This window comes from Paenibacillus psychroresistens (assembly GCF_009728935.1).
Taxonomy (GTDB): Bacteria; Bacillota; Bacilli; order Paenibacillales; family NBRC-103111; genus Paenibacillus_AC; species Paenibacillus_AC psychroresistens.
In genome coordinates, this window is record NZ_CP034235.1 from 5,843,309 (window position 1) to 5,863,455 (window position 20,147).

The following is a 20,147-nucleotide window of genomic DNA, read 5'->3' on the forward strand; positions in this document are numbered from 1 at the left end:
GCTTCTAGTATTATAACGCGAAGGAGCATTCAGCTATGATTGAGAAAATTAAGATTACGCAGGAAGATAAAGCAAAGTTTAACCGCGATGGTTATTGGATTAGCCCAAAGCTGATAACGGATGACCAAATTGAGAAGCTAAGAGCGGCACATGACCGCATATGGTCAGGTGATTTTGATGGAGATGGTTATCCCATGCATCCAGTAAATCTGAATCCAGATCCCAAGCGTTTACGCAAGCAAGACAATGGCTGGTGGATTAATAATGATGTGAGAAATACAGTAACCGATCCCTATATAGGTGAGCTTGCTGCAGATTTGTTAGAGGTAGACAGCATTCGGCTATGGCATGATCAGATGATCTATAAGCCAGGCTTAGGGGGAGAGGTTTCAAATGTGGGGAATGTTGGCTGGCATCAGGATTTTGGTTATTGGCAATGCTCGGATAATATGAATATGATGACCGTTTGGATTGCACTCCAAGATACCGATTTAACCAATGGCGGAATGATGACCATTCTCGGCTCGCACAAATGGGGACTTATCCCTGATAGCAATACCTTTTTTGATCAGAATCTCGATATTTTACGTGAAAAATATAGTGCAGAAGGACACGAATGGATTGAGGAGCCTTGTATTCTTAAAGCAGGCCAAGCGAGCTTCCATCATGCGCTTACTTTTCATGGCAGTGGTCCCAATCTTACAACCGTACCCCGATTATCTACAGTAGCTCATTTAATGCCTGGTGGTACCGGATATCATGCTAGAGTGATGAATCACGATAATGTTAAGTTTCTAGGACCTCGTCCAGTTGAGGGCCAGAAGTTTGATAATGATTTTTTCCCTTTGGTTTACTCACGACCGTAAAGCTAAACTCTAACCTATACAAAAAGCGACTGCTTCCAAGTAGAAACCTACTTTGAAGCCAGTCGCTTTCGTTTATTCCCACTTAAACGTTAGACTAGAAATCACAAAAGTAACCAGAACCCAACCGAGTAAAATCAAAGTTTGCGGCCAGAGAACCGCCAAGCCTTCTCCTACATTCATCACCTGCCGCATAGCTGTCGAAAGATGGGCAATGGGAAATAGCTTGATAATCGTTTGCACCCAACTGGGCATATTGTTTATTGGAAAGAATAGCCCACCGAGAAACAGCATTGGAAACGAGATTAATCCAGCAATTGGACCCGCACTCTCAGGTGTTTTTGCCAGCGATGCGACAATAAAACCAATCGACATAAAAGTCAGCGTCCCGAGAATAACGAACATCAAGAGCAGCAGCCACGAGCCGCGAACCTGAGTATGAAAAACGAGGTTCGCCACTAACAATACAATCGTTGCCTGCGAAGCATTCATAATCAAACGCGCTGTAATTTGTGCAGCAATAAATGATGATGCATGCAATGGAGTGCTCTGCATGCGACGCAAAATCCCCCGCTCCCGCCATGAGGAGATTTGACCCGCAACACCATTCAAGTTATTGGACATAATCATCATCGCAACTATCCCAGGCACTAAGAAATCCATATACTTAAGGTTTAGCGACTGCACACCTTCCGCTTTAACAGTTACTACCGGCTTATAATCCATGATTGTCTTGCTAATATCATCCGCAACCTGATTCAGCAGAAATTCACCGGTCTGTTTGGTAGCTTGATTGGTTTCGTCATAGAATAGCTGAACGTGAGCATTTGCTTCACTTGTCGCTATTGAAAGTGCTGCTTCATAACCCTTAGGTATGACAACGATCAGCTCATTCTCACCATGCTTTAAATCCTTAAGTGCTTGTTCGGTTTCAGTCCCAATAATAATCTTGGCTGCTTTAGTTGCGTCAAGTGAAGAAATAAAAGCTTTGGAGGCCGTAGTCTGATCCTGATCCACTAAATACAGCTTAACCGTATTCGTATTGCCTTTGCCAAAAAAGCTGCCCAGCATAATCATAAATATCAATGGAAAAATCAAGGACCAAGCCAGAACCTGGCGATTGCGGGAGAATAAGCGCAGCTGCGCTAAGGTTAATTGAACATACGCACTCATTCTTCTCTCAAGCTCCTTCCAGTCATATGTATGAAAACATCCTCTAAAGTAGCTGTCCGCGTTTGTAAATCAGCAAATTGAATCGATTGTGCAGCAGCCTCTTGGATTAAACCAAGCAATGCATTCTGGAGATTATCCGTATAAAGCACAAAAACATCCTTGCGGATATCGACTTGTTTCACATCATTAATCGCACGCAATTGCTTTAACAGATTTTGCTTCTCAATAGTTGACCCCGTTTCCTGAGCAGGCACTCGAAACTCAATTGCGCTATCGGATTGCAAATTAAGCACTAAATTGCGTGGAGTATCCAACGCTACAATTTCTCCACGATCCATCAGACAGATGCGGTCACAAAGAATATGCGCTTCATCCATGTAATGTGTTGAGAGAACAATCGTCTTCCCACGTTCCTTTAAGCGCAATATAATGTCCCATAGCGTACGGCGAGCCTGTGGATCTAATCCAGTAGTAGGCTCATCGAGAAAAATGATTTGCGGATCATTCACTAGAGCTAATGCGATTGCTAGGCGTTGCTTTTGCCCGCCAGATAAATTCTTGACTCGATCATTGAGTTTTTCTTTAAGTAAAACATCTTCTAATAATGGCCCAATTGGTACCGTTTTTGTATAAAAGCTGGCATACATTTGTGCAATTTCACTAACCTTTAATAAATCAAATAATGAGGTCGATTGCAGCTGAACTCCGATGACTTCCTTGATCTTTTTGAGATCCTTGCGTGTATCAAAGCCTGCAACCTTAGCAGTTCCACCATCCGGCAGACGCAGTCCTTCGATCATTTCCATCGTTGTTGTTTTCCCAGCGCCATTTGGTCCCAACAGCCCGAAAACCTCACCTTGCATAACCTCAAAGCTAATTCCATTAACTGCGGTATGCGTACCGTAACGCTTAACAAGCCCATCTACTGCAATAATAGCTTGGTTTTCTGCCACTTGAAATAATACCTCCCCTACTGCCATCACTCTATTTAATGATATAATAATAGTACCACTAACATCAAGGAGCGCCGATTATATGTCAAAATACTCCATCATTCAAACTAAGCATTGGGAAACCGCATTACGTGCTGCACCATTGCTCTACTTAGATTCAAATGAACCCTTTTTGCCAATTCGTGTTGGTGTTACTATTTTTGAAGATTCTGCACATTCCACTTCTCGTTCTGAAATCCCTGGTCGCCTAAAAATGCTGCTAGCGAATTTACGTGCTTCAACTCAATAAATATAGATCTCACTATGAAAATGAGCCACGGCTGAGAAATTCTCTCGCACATGGCTCTTTATCTTTAGCTTACATTATTCAGTAAAGCAGCATTTAATTTCTCAACCAATTCCAATAGCTCCAACGGTTCTGCAATCGTATAATCCGGACGCTCACTCTCATCTGCAGGAGTATGAGGATACCTCGAAGTCCAGCTTAGAAAAACGCTGGTAATGCCAAGCGCATTTGCTCCTTTAATGTCTCTGCTTAAGTTGTTTCCCACCATCACAATTCGCGAGTAATCCGCCTCATTTAATTCGATCGCACCAGCTGCCGCTTTAAACATTCTTGGGCTTGGCTTAGTCGCCTTAATATTCTCCGAAATAATCATAGCCGTAAAATAATCATATAATCCCTGCTGTTTAAACACATTCTTAAACGATTGTGCATCGCCATCAGCGACAAGGACTAACGTATACCCTCTATTATAAAGTGTCTTTACCATGACATCCGCATCTGGAATAACACTCGCGCTAAGCACAATCCCCTCGCTGTCTCTAACCTCTGTTGTTTCATCAATAATCGTATCGCCGCTATCTAGGAATATGACAAGTTTCTTCTCATTCACACTAAAAAACTCCCTTTGTTTATTATTTACAATTTCAAAGTAATCGAGTTGTCTGCAATAACCACAGCCGAGCATGCTGTTAAATGGATTAAATCATCCATAGACTTCAATCTAGCAGAATCACCTATTAAAACAACCTCATTATGCTTAAAGCTAATAGAATTTGTGCTTTTGGCATGGAGTACAAGCGCATCAGACGTTTGAATGAAATTGCCCTCAATAAAGATATTGTGATGGACCGGCTCAGCTATATTCACTGATGTATTCTCTGGTGCAATGTAAATTACTGGATGCTCACTATTTCCACATTCAATAAATCGGTTGCTGCGGATGGTTAGATCCTTGACACAGCCAGACTCATACCAGCTAGCAGCATCATCGGCAACTGATATCGCACTCATTGTCATATGTTCAAACAAATTATGTTCAATTACAACTTTACCGCGTGTAGTTATTAATACACCTCGAGTAGGAATGCTCGCAAAATAATTATCTGAAATCTCAACCTCAGGTATCCAGGTTACATTTTCTACTACATCACCTGGTTTAACCCCCTCTGGGATAGGTTGTTCCAGCGTCAGAAGGATTTCGCGAGGATTAACAAATTCAGCTGATTTAACCTTATTGCTCTCATAAGGAATTAAGGAGTCTCCTCGTACAAAATCAAGCTCATCCCCCGGGATGAACGCTTCGAAGCCATAGCTTTGGTGATGCATAAACCGCACTAACAACTGATTAAGCGCTGGATTGCTGATAATACCCAGATAAGTGCCATGCACATTGATTGGATCATCATGGCCGCCAATGAACCGGCTTTGGTTAACTTTGATTTTCCCACGGCATCCCATCAAATGAATAAAATCAGCGAAAGCCGTAACCGTTCGTCCTGTTTCTGGACGCGGCGCCATTTCCATGGCATTGAAGCTCAAATCCTCACTAAACTGACCGACAATTCCCAGCCCATGCATAAAGTGCATCCCAACATTATCCCATGAAATATTGCGGCTTCTGTGTACGAATGCCCCTACCTGGTCACGTACTCCATCGCGTGTTTGTAGAATTCGACCCCGAATCTTGTCTGGAGTGAATTCGAAATAAATACGCAGCAATCGTGGCTCCAACTCTACCGTTTTTACAGCTGTCTCCAGCAAATTATCAATCCGCCAGGTTGTATTATTATCCGGATTAAACTCTTGCATTGGCCCTTCCAGAAAGTTCCAACCCTTGCCAACCCAATTTAATTGACCTTCAGCAATCTCATAATGAGAATCGGCATGTACCCTAACATCGAGATAATCAGTCCCATGCCCTTCGACAGTCATTTCTACAACAGTCGGCTGAGCAAAATCAGTATGTAAGTTGCGTATAAGTATATCATCACAAGCGTCGATTACGAACATGGTTTGTTTGCCATGAAATATAAAAAGCGAGCCATTCCCTTCAAGCACAAGCTTTTTTACGCCTTTAAGCAATATGCCGATTGTTTTAGTTACATCTGGATTCTCGCTTTCACTTGCGGTATTGGTAATATAATAAGGCAATCGTGTCGCTTGCTCTGGATAGAAATCATAACGCCCAGCTGGGCATTCCAATATAATCGGACACCTCAGCTGCAAAGCTGCTTCAATAGCTCGCTTCATTGCAGGTGTTGCATCTTCACCTGAATCCGGTTTGACCCCATAGTCTGTTAAACGGATAATCGTATAATTGGAAAAGTTAGCTGAATCTGTTGGCTGCATGGAATAAACCGTCCTTTGAGTGCTGAACAAGGAAATGCTCCACAGCGAGGCTGCAGAACATTTCCTTTATTTAAGCTTTTTATTTATTTACCTTGTTTGGCCATTTCAGCCGTTACTTCTGTAATAGCAGCTTGCAATCCCTTGCTATCGTAGCTTTTTAGAATATCATGCCACATTTTGACTGGATCTTCTTTGCTTAAAATCACTCTTACGAAATCATCATCAAAAGTAATTGCAGATAGTTTATCTTTAGCTGGTGTCGATAGTGTAGCAATTGTAAACTCTGTAGGAATTGCCTTAGCGTTCGTCATCTGCCAGTTTAATTCATCTTGGATAAATTTCACGTTTTCTTCACCAAAAGCTGCTTTGTTGGCATCACTGTCTTCAAGTGAGCTTGCATTTCTCCACATTGCCAGCTGAGAAATAGTATCCATAGATGGGTATTTCTTTTTAAGATCGATAAGCTGACCTTTTTCATCTTTTTCACGTGTTACTGTAATTTTGTCGCCATCTTTAGTATAATCCTTGCCTTCAATCCCAAAGTCAAACATTTCTTTGCCTGCAGGAGAAAGCAACCAATCGTACAGCTTCAGAATCCGATCAAGCTTAGCATCGTTTACATCTGCATTGATCATAGTCTCAGACCAGAATGATGTTGTAGTATGGCGATAGACATTACTGTCAGCAGCAGGCCATAAGTGAATAAGTTTCACATGATCATAGAAGTTCTGACCTGGGTTACCCTTCTCCCACTCTGCTTTAACTCCAGTTGATCCTTGTACTGCGTTTACATTTAGTGCAAAAGCTCCTGCTTTACTCTGGTAGAACTTTTGGTTGCCTTCTCCAGATTTTTCAACTGCAAAATCCTGATCCAGCCCACCCTCTGCATACAACTGACGAGCCTGAACAACTACTGCATCCATTTGTTTCGAAGCATAGAATGGTATCCATTTACCATCTTCCTTCAACCAGCTTTTATTCCCGAATTGCGGGAAGGTCGGCACAAATACAGAGTTGAAATATCCCATTGTATTCATGACTATACCAGCTGTATCTTTCTTATTGTTACCGTCAGGATCTTTTTCTACAAACGCTTTCAGCATAGCATTAAATTCAGCAAAATTTTGTGGATCCTTGATGCCTAATTTATCCATCCAGTCCTTGCGAACATAAATCGCACGATCCACTGCCCACATATCCGTGTTCGGATAAGTCAAACGCGGGATGGCATAAAGCTTGCCATCGCGGTACAAGCCTTGAACATCTGTTGCTTTTGCTACCTTTTCAACATTAGGGTATTTACTTAGATCCTGCGGTAGCGCATGAATTAAATCTTGTTTTACCCACTCATTATAAGTAGCCGGATTATCATTTACAAGGCTATGTGTAATAATATCAGGCAATTCACCTGCTGCAGCCCATACCTGAGATTTTTCTTTATAATTATCCCAACCAATATCCATAGCTTTAAGTGTAATGTTAAAGTCTTTCTCGAGCTTTTGGATAATTTCGTCATGCTTCTCAAAAGCTACACCGATTCCCCACCAGGAAACAGATATGTCCAAATGCTCCTTCAATGAGTCGTCAGTCGCAGGTGCAGGAGTTACAGCATCTCCTACCGCTGCAGTTGCTGCAGCTGTTGCTGCTATAGATGAGGAAGGCTGACTTTCATCTGCTTTCTTGCTACAGCCTGCAAGGAGTGAGGCGAGTAAAACGGTGACTGCGGATAATGTGACAAGTAACTTAACCTTTTTCATTTTTCATATCCCCTTAGCTAATTTTTTTCTACCTATAAACGCGGTCGCACATCATTGAATGACATCGATACGGGTTTATATATAATAAAAGCTTGCGCTTCTACTAACCTTTGATCGAGCCGATCATAACGCCTTTGGAGAAATACTGCTGCAGGAATGGATATAAGCATAGAATCGGCAACGCGCTGACAACCAATACCGCCATTTTTAACATTTCAGGGCGCAAGCTTGTATTCAGTGTAGTAACAGAGCTAATATCTATTCCTTTTAGCAGCTGTGCATAATTAGTCAAAAGCTCTCGCAACAGTGCTTGTAAAGGAAGTAAATTAACATTGGTCATAAACAGCACGCCGTACCACCACTCGTTCCAACGATCCACTGCATAGAATAACGCAATTGTCGCAATCATCGGCTTCGCAATAGGCAATACAATCGAGTAAAGCACGCGAATATCATTAGCACCGTCAATTTTAGCTGATTCCTCTAACCCAGCAGGTAAAGAACGGAAAAAGGCGAGACATATAATCAGATAGAAAGTGTTTACAGCGACTGGAAGCACCATAACAAACAAGTTGTTGATCAAACCGAGATTTTTCATGGTCAAGTATAAGGGAATCAGTCCACCATTGAAGAACATGGTGAAAATAATCGCTGACATAATAAATTTTCGTCCAGGATATCCGGTTTTAGACAATGCATAAGCTCCTGTTAAGGTAACAATCAAATTGATCGAAGTACCCACTACTGTTACAAAAAAAGTTACATAGAAAGCATGGAGGAAACGCGGTTCATGTAAAATATAGCGGTACGCCGAGAAGTCAAAGGTCGTCGGAATTAAGTAAATGGTCTGCTTGGCAACGGCAACTGAATCACTAAAGGATAATAAGATAACATTATAAAACGGTAATATCGTGCAAAGAGTCAATACCATGAGAACACAATGAATCAACACATCCGGCAAATTTAGCTTTCGTGCTCGGACGGTGATTTTCTGCTCATTCACTGTTAAATCTGGGTTGCTATCTTGTCCCATTACACTAACCCCTCCTCACCCATTTTTTTCACCATATAGTTGGCCGAATATAACAACGTGAAATTAATGACGGCCTTGAATAGCCCAACTGCTGTAGTAACACCAAAGCTTAAGCCATCGCGGAACGCTGAACGATACACATAGGTATCGATAATATCACCGGTTTTATACACGCCAGGATTATAAAGATTGAATATTTGCTCGAAACCGCCATCCATCGCTTTCCCAACTGCAAGAATTAACAGGATTGCTGCTGTGCCTCGAATGGAAGGCCAAGTAATAGCCTTAAGCTGTTGAAATCGATTTGCACCATCCACATGAGCAGCTTCATAAAGCTCAGGGTTGATGCCAGCAATAGCAGCTAAATATATAATTGCGCTCCAGCCTACCTCTTTCCACATATTGGACAGAAATATGATGGGGCGAAACAATCCAGGGTCAGTCAAAAATTGATATTTATCAAAACCAAAGGAAGAGATTATCTGATTAAGCACACCTGATTCGCCTAAAAAATTAAACATAATTCCGCTGATGATAACCCATGAGATAAAGTGTGGAAACGTATATACCGTTTGATAAAAACGTTTAAATTTCGTTTTGGTCACTTCATTGATAAGTAAGGCAAGAATAATCGCAACCGGAAACTCAATGATAATCCGTCCCAAGCTGATGATAATCGTGTTATTAAATGCTTGCCAAAAATCGACCTGATGCAGCAGCTCTTTGAAATTATCAAACCCTATCCACGGGCTGCGCAGGATACCTTTTTTAATATGAAATTCCTTGAAAGCAAGGACAACCCCGTACATCGGCAGATATTGAAAAAACAGATAATATAATACCGTAGGAAGGAGCAGGATGTATAAATAGCGATGCTTGAAAATTCCCTTCCCCAATAGCTTTTCCATTTGAAACCTCCTAAGATTTTTCTTAAACGCTTTATTTCCTTGGTTTTATTATCTCTTATTGCTATCTGAGCGAACATGCACGCAATTTATGATTTCAACTGAAAACGTATACAGATAAAAAAAAGAAAACCTCCGAGGAAAGTTTTCTAAAGATAATCCATAGTATTTCTAAAAATAATCCATATACATTTGCTCCAAGGATAAACGGCTATGGCGTCCTACTACTAACAAACAACAATGATTGTAGTTTGTTAGTAGTAGGACGGCGTTTGTCCGGAATTCTAAGAGCCGTATATGTGAAAACTTATACATTCTTAGAATTTAAAAAAGAGTTACATTAATGCTCATCATTACGGTATTGGCTTGGTGTTTTACCTGTAATTTTCTTGAACAGCCGCGTGAAATAAAAATAATCATGATAACCGATTTTCTCAGCGATTTCATGCACCGAGCTTTCGTCTTTATCCAATAACTCACAGGCATAATTAATCCGCAGCTTTGCAATATAGGCTGTAAAGGTTTCGCCTACCTCTTTCTTGAAGAGCTGACTAATATAGCTGGGGTTCATAAAAAATTGATCGGATAAGTTCTGCAGCGAAATATCCTCACGAAAATTTAAAGTAACAAATTGCAGAATCGAATTGAACGCTTGATTCTTGGTTTCTAAGGAATGAGAATCGGAGGCTTGCAAATAACGTTTGGCCAGCGACCTCAATTCATCAAGCATATCGAATACATGCTTATATGATTGCAGCAGCTGCTCATAGCTGTAGAGAATATTCTCGGTTTGTCCCAGCTTGAACAGAAAGGATACGGTCATATTATAGACCTGAAAAGCGTGCTGAATGGTTAATGCTTTCTCTTTAAATAATACTTCAATATGCTCAAATATCCGGTTAACGGCTTTATTGTCTCTATCTCGAACCGCATGGCTCATTTCCATCATTTGTTGATTCAATTCGTTATATTTAAAAGCCTGTGGATAATATGCACCGGTTTCTCTAGTCACAAAAAATTGATGCGCAAGTAAATCAGCATTAGCAATGGCAATCTTGATTTCCTTAAGATCGGTAATTTTCTCGCTAACTCCTATTCCCATGACTCCAATCGGAAGCTCATCTGTCCATTTTCTACGCAATGCTTCCGATTGTCTGCTGTTTAAGAGGTAGGCGGTTTTCGAAGTACCGATTTTGAGTTTAATCACGCGTTCATATATATCTGGCAACGACTCAGAACCAACGGAAACGACCACAACGATCCCAGCTGTGTTCCAATCTTTAATATCATACTTTTTCAATTCATCCTGCAGCTTAAGCTGATTCTCTGCATTCGGATCTTCCAATAAGTGAATTAAAGAAGAATCTAATGAAGGTTTTGCAGCGTTGAGCGTTTTGTTTAATTTTAAGAGAATACCGGATATTTCCATTTCATCAAACGGCTTTAAGCAATAAGCAATAGCTCCGTAAGATATCGCTTTCTGAGCATAAGCAAACTCCGCATATCCGCTTACCACCACAAAATGGATCGGGAAGGGTAATGATTTCCCTCTCTGCAGCAGCTCCAAGCCGTTCATTTCCGGCATCCGAATATCAGTAAATACGACATCAGGCTGATGCACCCGCATTGCTTCCAATGCATCGACTCCATTATAGGCTTGACCCACTACCTCGAAGCCATAACTATTCCAATCGACTAAATCCTTCAGGCTTTCGACGACCCAGCTTTCATCATCCACAATTAGTACTTTATGCATCTTGTCCCCTCTTTTCTGCAATGGTCAATTGAACTTGGGTTCCACTGTCAAGGGTGCTCTCAATCTGAATGCCGCATTCTTCGCCAAACATCAATTTAATCCGATTATTTACATTTACAAGACCAATACTTTTCTGTTCCACTTCCTCCAATATTCCCGAAGGTGGAGCAGACAAACTAGTGCGAATTTCTTCAAGACGATCAGCAACTATCCCTAATCCATTATCTACAACGGTAACAATAAGTGTACCTTGCACATCGACATATCCTTTTATCCACAATTCTCCGAATTTCAATGTGGGTTCAAACCCGTGATAAATCGCATTCTCCACAATCGGCTGTAAGAACATTTTAGGTACAATATAAGCTAAAGCTTCTTGGGTGAAATCATAATGAACTGAAAACCGGTCCGCAAAGCGGATTTGCTGGATTTGCAAGTAGGATTCAATAATCTTAACCTCGTGGTCGAGTGAAACTACACCAGCACCTTTGATACTGTAGCGAAAAATGCTCGACAAGGCGCGAGTCATGGTTTTAATTTGAGTTTGACCTTCAACTACGGCAATACCTGTTATTGCTTCAAGAGTGTTATATAAAAAATGCGGGTTAATTTGGCTTCTGAGAAAGGCGAGCTCTGACTTTTTCTTTTCCAGCTCTGTACTATACAACCTTGTATTCGTCTCGAGCAAGCTTTGGGTCAATTGATCAATCTCATCGAGCATGCTGTTAAGCTCAGAAGCCATGATACTGATTTCCATATACCCTTGCAGCGATATCCTTCGTTTGAACTTAAGCAAATCCCCACGTTTGAGAATCGTCATGAAAAAAATCAGTTTTTTCAAAGGACGCAAAATATTATTAATAATAAACATGAATGGAATCGCTAGACCCAGCAGACATAAAGTTAGGATTATCAGCTCCTGCCTGCGGATATCTAATAAATCCCGCAGCAACTCGTCCTTGGGTGCCATGCTGAGAATACTTCCATTGATATCCGGCAAACTCTCTGACTGCATGACATATTGCTTTTTCTTCCACTCAATCATTCTGTCTCCAGCTAAACTATCCTTCAAAGTAATACCAGGCAGTTGTGTGCCGATTTTCACCTGTGAGTTACTCGTAATGACTTTAAGATCGCGATCCAGTAAATAAATTTGGGTGCTGGTTTGTTTCGAGTTATATTCTTCTTCGCCCACAAGAGCTTTCGGACTAATAATAAAGAAAACCGTGCCAATATCCGTGTTGAACAGGTCACCTTGCTTAAGATAGGAGATAGTAGTAGCAAAAATCAAACCATTTTGCGAATTATAAAGATTACCGAAGGTTTGGATACCGACATAATAAGCGTTCACCTTAGGCGGGATAAGCTGTTTCATCGGAGAAACATAGCTGTTACCACCATTAATATCAATCCCCGAAGATCTAGTGCTCGAAATAACAATATCCATAATGCCTTCTTTTAACTCTTTTTGACTGGTTAACAATTTATTGATTTTTTTATATAAGTCGTAGCGTGTTAAAGCATCATTCTCAACAAGGAAGCTTTGCACATCTTCATTATAGGAAACATCCCTCATTAATCTATAAATAACATCTTTATTGGAAGTAACATTTTTCTTAATTTCAGAGACCGTCTGGTTGACATATTCCTCATGGCTGCGCGTGATCATTCCAGACATCGTAGAATACGTATGAAAAATAATAATCAAAATGACAATGATCGTTGAAGTCGCCAGAATTAACAGCTGAGAACGGATGGATAATTTTCTTAAGAATGCCATTACTAATCATCCTTACTCTTATTGAAGGATTGTCGTATGTAAAGCAGTAGATTCACGAATCACTAGTTCTGGGCGGAATACGGTTCTTTGCTTAGCCTTTTTATCACCTTTAATATGCTCGACAATTAAATCCACGGCCAGTTTTCCCATCTGCTCCATAGGTTGTGCAATGGTTGTTAAAGTTGGATTAGTGACTGAAGCAAGTATCGTGTTATCGAAGCTGATAATCGAAAGGTCAGATGGGATATTTATTTGCAATTCTTTGGCAGCTTGCAATGAGCCTACAGCTAATAAATCATTACAGCAGAAAATAGCTGTAGGTCGACTATCTTCACTTAAAAGGTCCAACGTATTAATGCGGCCATCCTCTACTTTATAATCACAAATTTTCAACCATTTTTCATTGAAGGCTACTCCTGCATCCTCCATAGTTTGTCTAAAGCCCCGCATCCGTTCACGGCTGCTGCTAACCTTCTGACTTTCGGCGAGAATGGCAATTTCCTTGTGACCCAGCTCGAGTAAATGAGCCGCCGCCAAGCAACCGCCAGCATAATCATCAACTACAACTGTTTCTACAGCGACTAAAGGCATCTCTCTCGCAATAAGCACAATCGGGAGATTCTTAACCAAAAGCTGTTCAAGAATTTCCTTCTTCTCAATCCCTGTCGCAATAATAATCCCATCGACACTTTTTTGCAGCAGCAAGGAGATATATCTTTCAATCTTCTCATCTTTATTATCCGTATTGCACATCACGACGCTATAGCCAAGCTGATGCCCTTGATCCTCAATAGCCCGGGCAATTTCTGCGAAAAAGGGGTTAGAAACATCCGGCACCAATAAGCCTAGCGTAAATGTTTTCTTGCCTGTTAATGCGGAAGCAATCACACTGGGTTGAAAATCAAACCGCTCCATAATCGCAAATACGGCACTTCTTGTATCTGCGCTAATTCTCCCCTTGCCATTGATTACTTTTGAAACAGTTGCGATCGATACGCCAGCTTCTTTGGCAATATCATATATGGTTGCTTTCATTCCGTTTCCTCTTCTGCTTTATAGATTCGCTTGCAGCAGGGTAATATCCAAAGACCGCCACCTGCATCTTCATTATGCTTGTGACGGTTTGATGTTGCAACTCTTTGTACGATTTATACTTCTTTAGGCGGTGTCATCAGCCATGCATGCTTGGGGTCATTCTGAAATTTCCAGACTCTTTCAGGGCCTGCCATGACATTCAAGTAATAAACGTCATATCCAGGTGGGGCGCAAACGGGATGATAACCTCTCGGGACAAGCACGGCATCTCCGTTTTTTACGATCAAGGTTTCATTCAACGATTCATCATCTGTGTACACACGTTGCACCGCGAAGCCTTGCTCCGGTTGGATTTGGTAATAGTAGGTTTCTTCTAAAAGGGACTCCTCTGGAAGCTGGTCTCGATCATGCTTGTGTGGAGGATAACTGGACCAGTGCCCATTTGGAGTGAAAACCTCAACCACCAACAAGCTATCCGCAGGCTCAGTATCCGGCAGAATATTATGAATTTGTCGTTCCAAATTCCCATAACCACGCGTTTCCACACTCATTTGCTCCGGCGTGATTAGTCGTGCTTCATAAGTTTTCTTGCCTGGAGCCCAGCAAATAGCCACGTTCATATCCGTTGAGGCTTGAATGGTGAAAGAATCATCCGAAGGCACATAGACTGCATAGGGAGGGATCTTTTCAAAAACACTCATTCTGCGGCCAATTTGCTTCCACTCCGTTTTAGTAGTGGTGACATTTCCTATTCCTGTAAGCAGTACAATGCAGACTTCGCGAGCTAATGTAGCAAGCTTAAGCTCTTGACCCGCTTTAAGCGAATAGGTTTGAAAACCAACATACTTCCAGCCTGCTGATTCAGGTGTTATCGTAATTATATTGCCTTGCTCATCGGGAATTTTCTGCCCTGAGACGATTAAATCCGGCATCTATTTATCCTCCTTCAGCTAAGCCTAAAGCTTCACTCAGCTTCACTGGCTTGCCTAATTTAATCGAAAGCTTGGCAGCTAAAGCAATAAGCTCAGCTTGTATAGCATCATTCCCATCAACTGCTACCTGGTTATCCTCTCGAATCGCTTGAATGAATAAAGACGTTTCCTCCATATAGGCCGCGTTATAACGTTCCAAGAAAAAGTGAAGTGGCTTATCGCGATAAACACTATCTTTTGTACTGATTTCAACCGTATTCGGATAATCATTATTTGCAGCCATATTGCCCTTGGAGCCAAATACCTCAACTCGCTGATCATAGCCATAAACCGCTTGTCTGCTATTATCAATAATACCTAGCGCACCATTGGCAAAGGTTAAAGTAATCAATGCGGTATCCACATCCTCGTACTTGCCGAAAATCGGATCAATCAGCACAGCTCCCCGTGCATAAACCTCTTCCACATCACTTCCACAAATAAACCGTGCCATATCAAAATCATGAATCGCCATGTCCATAAAAATCCCCCCAGAGCTCTTAATATATGACTCCGGTGGCGGGTTTGGATCCCGTGAAGTAATTTTGATGATATGCGGATTGCCAATTTCTCCAGCTTTAACGCCTGACTCAATCCGCTTGAAATTATGGTCAAACCGACGATTAAAGCCAATTTGCAGCTTTACTCCATTTATTCGAGCAGCTTCCACTGCTTGCATCGTTTGTGTAATATCCATACTGACTGGTTTCTCGCAGAAAATATGCTTGCCAGCTTTAGCAGCCTCCATAATAAGTGGCACATGTGTATCAGTGATCGAGCAAATAAAGACGGCATCAATCTCGGGATCCTGAATAACCTCTAAATTATTCTTTGTGACGTTTAGAATACCTCTTGCTGCGGCCCAATCATTCAAGTCTTCGTCCGCAAACAAATCAGCAATGCTTTTAACTTCAACATTTGCTAATTTCATTAAATTATCTGCATGGATTTTGCCAATTCTGCCTGCTCCGATAATACCTACTTGGATTGTTTTCATATGCATGCTCCCTTTCATTTTCCCGAACAACCGAATAGGCGAATTTTTTGGCGAACCGATTGCTTAACCGCTTCTCTTGCCGGCCCTAAATATCTACGCGGATCCCATTCATTGGGCATTTCCGCTAAAGACTTTCTGACTATATTGGTAAAAGCGATTTGATTGTCTGTATTTACATTAATTTTGGCAGTACCGAGTGAAATCGCCTTACGAATAATTTCATCAGGCAAACCGCTTCCACCGTGAAGCACTAACGGCAGCCCTGTAAGCTGCTGGATTTCTTCCATGCGGGCAAAGCCGATATGCGGCTCGCCTTTGTAAGGTCCATGGACAGAGCCGAGAGCTGGAGCTAAACAATCAACTCCCGTTTCTTCCGCCAGCTTTACACAATCCGCAGTTAAGGCATACATGGCTTCCAGCTCATCCACGACCAAATCATCCTCGCGGCCGCTAATTCTACCAAGCTCTGCCTCTACAGATACGCCAAGAGCATGTGCCGCATCCACTACTTTTCGAGTAAGCTCGATGTTTTTTTCAAGTGAATGATGCGATGCATCGATCATCACAGAAGTAAATCCAGCATGAATCGCTTGCATACAGATCTCAAAGGATGATCCATGATCTAAATGAAGGGCAACAGGCACATTGATTTTATTATGCAGGATAAGCTCTTTGACGATAGCTGCTACACAAGGTAACCCTCCCATATAAGGAATGTAGGCTTCGCTCAGTCCAAGAATAACTGGGGCTTGCTCCTCTTGAGCTCCAAGCAGAATCGCTTGGGTAAACTCAAGATTATTAAGATTGAATTGACCAACTGCATATTTGCCTTTTACGGCTTGCTGAAGCATCGACTTCATCGGTACAAGTGCCATCGGTTTCCCTCGTGATTACCAGCGTGCAGTAACCATTTTCTTTCTAGTATAGAATTCAACGCCATCCGTTCCGTTTGCATGCAAATCGCCATAAAACGAATTTTTCCAGCCTGAGAAAGGGAAGAATGCCATCGGTGCAGGTACTCCCAAATTAATCCCTAGCATGCCTGCATCGATTTGATCTCTGAACTGACGTACATTACTGCCATCCTGAGTAAATAGGCAAGCGCCATTAGCAAATTCAGATTGATTAGTTAGCTCAATTGCTTCGTTTAAGCTAGCAACTCTAATAATCGATAACACAGGAGCAAAAATTTCATCCTCCCAAATTTTCATGCCAACCTGCACATGATCGAAAATCGATGGTCCGATAAAATAACCTTTTTCTGCAGCTGCCGCGTCTTTGCGACCATCACGCACCAGTATCGCGCCTTCATTTTCACCAATTTCAATATATTTAATCGCTCTTTCTTTTTGAGAACCACGAATGACTGGACCTAAGAAAATATCAGGCTCCATACCATTGCCGATTTTAATCTGATCGCTTGCTTCGATTAATTTGGCTACTAATTTATCGGCAATATCACCTACAGCAACTACAACCGCACAAGCCATGCAGCGCTCTCCTGCTGATCCAAACGCAGCATTGAAGATTTGTTGCACCGTATTATCCAAATCAGCATCCGGCATAACTATCGAGTGATTCTTCGCTCCCGCCAGTGCTTGCACTCTTTTGCCGAATGAGGTGCCTGTTTTATAAACGTATTCCGCTACCGGTTGGGACCCGACAAAAGATATTGCTTTAACCTGAGGATGCTCCAATAAACCATTCACAACATCATGTGCACCATGCACCAGATTAAGCACTCCATTAGGCAAGCCCGCTAACTGGAATAGCTCTGCCAATCGATTCGCCAGCAAAGGTGTACGTTCCGATGGCTTAAGCACAAATGTATTGCCGCAAGCAATCGCTAACGGGAACATCCAGCAAGGCACCATCATTGGAAAGTTAAACGGTGTAATTCCACCGACAACGCCAATCGGAAAACGGTACATCCCCGACTCCACATTAGTTGCTATATCAGGCAATTGTCTGCCCATCATCAAGCTTGGCGCTCCGGCTGCAAACTCGACGCATTCAATACCGCGAAGCACTTCACCATGCGCCTCATGATAGCTTTTTCCGTTCTCTTCTGTAACAATTGCAGCTAGTTCTTCCCAATGCTCGACCAGCAATTGCTGATATTTAAATAAAATGCGTGCTCTGCGCGGGACAGGAGTTTTGCTCCATGTTTTAAAAGCTTCTGCCGCAGCGTCTACCGCTGAATCGAGATCTTCCCGTGAGGATAACGGTACATAAGCCAAAATTTCCTCTGTTGCTGGATTATAAACAGGCTCCGTTTTGCTCGAGCTGGATTCCACCCAAACACCGTTGATAAAATTTTTCAAAGCTATGATTTCATTAGACATAGGTTTATTCTCCTTATTGTTTATTACTTATGAGCTGACGATTTCCCCATTGTTGCACCTGTCGATGTATGTTTTGACTTGATCTACTGTCGGCATTGCATCCGAACAGCTATGGCTGGATATTACGATAGAAGCTGCTGCACCGCCAAATGCCATACTTTCCGAGATTTCCCAGCCTTGCATTAATCCATATAGAAACCCAGCTGCATAAGAATCTCCTGCACCAAACGTCTTAATTACCTTGGCAGGAAAAATCGCGCCTTTATGGCTTTCTCCATCCTTGGTATAAGCAATGGAGCCATCCTTCCCATGCTTAATCACAACAATTTGCGCCTGATAATCAAACCATTTGCCTGCGGTAGCTCCATCATTAGTTACATTTCCTTCGAAACGTTCCATCATATCGAATTCTTCACGTGTGCCAATAATCACATCGCATTTCTCTGCTGCAAGGTTGTAGTAAACCGCGGTTTCTTCACGCGACGTCCATGTATAGGGCCGATAATCAATATCAAAAACAATGATTGCACCATGCTTGCGTGCATAATCCAGAGTAAGGAATACAGCTTCGCGTGAAGGACTTTGTGCCAATGCCGTTCCTGAGATTAATACAACCTTAGACTGAGCTACATATTCTTCCAAAACCTCAGAGGGTGCTAGCTTAAGATCCGCTGCATTTTCACGATACATCAGGATGCTGCAATCCGTTGGACTCTTGATCTCCGTGAAGGCAAGACCTGTTAACGCGCCCGTTTGATCAGTTACCACATTGCTCGTATCTATTTGATTTTTCTGCAAATAATCCACGATAAAACGACCCATTTGGTCATTGGCCACTTTACCAATAAAGCCTGCTTTCATGCCCATTCGTGCCATTCCAATCGTAATATTAGCTGGTGATCCACCTACATATTTAGTAAAAGTCATTGTTTCTTCCATCGGTCGATTGATTTCGTTAGCATTTAGATCGATGCACAATCTGCCAATTGCGATAAAATCCATGCTTTTTGTTTCGTTAAATTTAAGGGCATTCATCTGGGTTATCCCTCCTTTATTAAATCTTCTATAAATGCTAGCGAGCGTTTGGCATAGTCGTATGCGGGGTGTAATGCTGGATCCTGCTCACCTTCTAATAAAGCCCAGCCGGAATATCCTTTCTGGATAAGCTCATTGAATATCGGTTTAAAATCAAGGCAGCCGTCACCCGGTACAGTAAAAACCCCTTTACGAATGCAGGTTGCAAAATCCACACCTTCTGCTCTCGCCTCATCCAGTACCTCTTGGCGGATGTCCTTAAGATGAACGTAAGCAATACGATCGTAATGTTTCTTAAGTACGGTCAGAGGATCGCTTCCACCATAGTAAGCATGCCCTGTGTCAAAAAGCAGATAGACCAGACTAGGATCTGTTAGCTCCATCAGACGATCAATCTCTTCAGGTCGTTCTACAACGGTCCCGCCATGATGATGATAAGTCAGCTTTAGCCCATGCTCTTTGGCTATTGCACCTGCTTGATTCAAGCCTTCTGCTAAGCTCAACCAGCCAGCCTCATCCAATCTCGCTACTTCCGTTTCATTTGCTGATCTTCTAGGATCCCAATGTAAAGAACCGCCAATTTCCGCTGTACTGATAACATTGCTTCCCATTTCTTTTAGAAAGAGTACATGCTCTCGATAAGCTTCTAATTCAGCTTCACGCCGTGACGGCTCTGAGAAAAATACCGATTTCCACTGCGATACTAGTTGAATATCCCTTGCAGCAAGCTCCTTTTTGAGGAGGTTAATATCGGTTGGATATTTGCGCCCCATCTCCGTGCCTTTCAAGCCCAAAGCTTCTATTTCGTTCATAATCTGCTCAAAAGTACAGGTATCCCCGTGCTCTTTCACATCTTCACCGACCCAATTAATCGGATGAATCCCTAATTTAAACGGTAATTTGCTCACC

General features: G+C 42.0%; 18 protein-coding genes. 2 read left to right on the forward strand and 16 right to left on the reverse strand.

Annotation, left to right across the window (positions count from 1 at the left end):
• The first annotated feature begins 35 nt into the window (after positions 1 to 35).
• Positions 36 to 866, forward strand: coding sequence for a phytanoyl-CoA dioxygenase family protein (locus tag EHS13_RS26665; RefSeq protein ID WP_155703298.1), 831 nt, complete (start codon positions 36 to 38; stop codon positions 864 to 866).
• Positions 867 to 938: 72 nt separating this feature from the next.
• Here the strand turns inward: EHS13_RS26665 and EHS13_RS26670 are convergent, their stop codons facing one another.
• Together EHS13_RS26670 and EHS13_RS26675 are read right to left on the reverse strand one after the other, a co-directional pair.
• Complete coding sequence (locus EHS13_RS26670) at positions 939 to 2,036, reverse strand: ABC transporter permease (RefSeq protein WP_155703299.1); 1,098 nt, start codon at positions 2,034 to 2,036, stop codon at positions 939 to 941.
• Positions 2,033 to 3,016, reverse strand: a complete 984-nt coding sequence (locus EHS13_RS26675) for an ABC transporter ATP-binding protein (protein ID WP_155703300.1) — start codon at positions 3,014 to 3,016, stop codon at positions 2,033 to 2,035. The genes EHS13_RS26670 and EHS13_RS26675 overlap by 4 nt, the downstream gene beginning before the upstream one ends.
• Positions 3,017 to 3,071: 55 nt before the next feature.
• On the opposite strand from EHS13_RS26675, the gene EHS13_RS26680 reads away from it, so the two are divergent.
• Positions 3,072 to 3,278, forward strand: coding sequence for a hypothetical protein (locus EHS13_RS26680; RefSeq protein WP_155703301.1), 207 nt, complete (start codon positions 3,072 to 3,074; stop codon positions 3,276 to 3,278).
• Between the two features lie 64 nt (positions 3,279 to 3,342).
• On the opposite strand, the gene EHS13_RS26685 is transcribed toward EHS13_RS26680, so the two are convergent.
• From EHS13_RS26685 to iolE, 14 genes are all read right to left on the reverse strand, one after another.
• Positions 3,343 to 3,885 carry an HAD family hydrolase gene (locus tag EHS13_RS26685; protein ID WP_227013528.1) on the reverse strand — a complete coding sequence of 181 codons (543 nt, stop codon included), beginning with the start codon at positions 3,883 to 3,885 and terminating at the stop codon, positions 3,343 to 3,345.
• Positions 3,886 to 3,911: 26 nt separating this feature from the next.
• The gene (locus EHS13_RS26690; protein ID WP_155703303.1) at positions 3,912 to 5,624 is read right to left on the reverse strand and encodes an alpha-1,3-galactosidase-related protein; all 1,713 of its coding nucleotides are present in this window, start codon (positions 5,622 to 5,624) and stop codon (positions 3,912 to 3,914) included.
• Positions 5,625 to 5,707: 83 nt separating this feature from the next.
• Positions 5,708 to 7,381, reverse strand: a complete 1,674-nt coding sequence (locus tag EHS13_RS26695; protein WP_155703304.1) for a type 2 periplasmic-binding domain-containing protein — start codon at positions 7,379 to 7,381, stop codon at positions 5,708 to 5,710.
• Positions 7,382 to 7,484: 103 nt separating this feature from the next.
• Positions 7,485 to 8,414, reverse strand: coding sequence for a carbohydrate ABC transporter permease (locus tag EHS13_RS26700; protein WP_155703305.1), 930 nt, complete (start codon positions 8,412 to 8,414; stop codon positions 7,485 to 7,487).
• Entirely contained in the window at positions 8,414 to 9,322 is a 909-nt protein-coding gene (locus EHS13_RS26705; RefSeq protein WP_155703306.1) for an ABC transporter permease, read from the reverse strand. The genes EHS13_RS26700 and EHS13_RS26705 overlap by 1 nt, the downstream gene beginning before the upstream one ends.
• Positions 9,323 to 9,659: 337 nt before the next feature.
• Complete coding sequence (locus EHS13_RS26710) at positions 9,660 to 11,075, reverse strand: response regulator (protein ID WP_155703307.1); 1,416 nt, start codon at positions 11,073 to 11,075, stop codon at positions 9,660 to 9,662.
• Positions 11,068 to 12,855: a sensor histidine kinase gene (locus EHS13_RS26715; protein ID WP_155703308.1), complete on the reverse strand. Its 1,788-nt coding sequence runs from the start codon at positions 12,853 to 12,855 to the stop codon at positions 11,068 to 11,070. Before EHS13_RS26715 ends, EHS13_RS26710 begins: the two co-directional genes overlap by 8 nt.
• An 18-nt stretch (positions 12,856 to 12,873) precedes the next feature.
• Complete coding sequence (locus EHS13_RS26720) at positions 12,874 to 13,890, reverse strand: LacI family DNA-binding transcriptional regulator (RefSeq protein WP_155703309.1); 1,017 nt, start codon at positions 13,888 to 13,890, stop codon at positions 12,874 to 12,876.
• A 113-nt stretch (positions 13,891 to 14,003) separates the two neighbouring features.
• Positions 14,004 to 14,822, reverse strand: a complete 819-nt coding sequence (gene iolB, locus EHS13_RS26725) for a 5-deoxy-glucuronate isomerase (RefSeq protein ID WP_155703310.1) — start codon at positions 14,820 to 14,822, stop codon at positions 14,004 to 14,006.
• A 4-nt stretch (positions 14,823 to 14,826) separates the two neighbouring features.
• The gene (iolG, locus tag EHS13_RS26730) at positions 14,827 to 15,858 is read right to left on the reverse strand and encodes an inositol 2-dehydrogenase (protein ID WP_155703311.1); all 1,032 of its coding nucleotides are present in this window, start codon (positions 15,856 to 15,858) and stop codon (positions 14,827 to 14,829) included.
• A 14-nt stretch (positions 15,859 to 15,872) separates the two neighbouring features.
• Positions 15,873 to 16,733, reverse strand: coding sequence for a class II fructose-1,6-bisphosphate aldolase (fba, locus tag EHS13_RS26735; protein ID WP_155703312.1), 861 nt, complete (start codon positions 16,731 to 16,733; stop codon positions 15,873 to 15,875).
• A 15-nt stretch (positions 16,734 to 16,748) separates the two neighbouring features.
• Complete coding sequence (locus EHS13_RS26740) at positions 16,749 to 18,203, reverse strand: CoA-acylating methylmalonate-semialdehyde dehydrogenase (protein ID WP_155703313.1); 1,455 nt, start codon at positions 18,201 to 18,203, stop codon at positions 16,749 to 16,751.
• A gap of 27 nt (positions 18,204 to 18,230) precedes the next feature.
• Positions 18,231 to 19,238: a 5-dehydro-2-deoxygluconokinase gene (iolC, locus tag EHS13_RS26745; RefSeq protein ID WP_155703314.1), complete on the reverse strand. Its 1,008-nt coding sequence runs from the start codon at positions 19,236 to 19,238 to the stop codon at positions 18,231 to 18,233.
• Between the two features lie 5 nt (positions 19,239 to 19,243).
• The gene (gene iolE / locus EHS13_RS26750; RefSeq protein ID WP_155703315.1) at positions 19,244 to 20,146 is read right to left on the reverse strand and encodes a myo-inosose-2 dehydratase; all 903 of its coding nucleotides are present in this window, start codon (positions 20,144 to 20,146) and stop codon (positions 19,244 to 19,246) included.
• Position 20,147 lies beyond the last annotated feature (1 nt).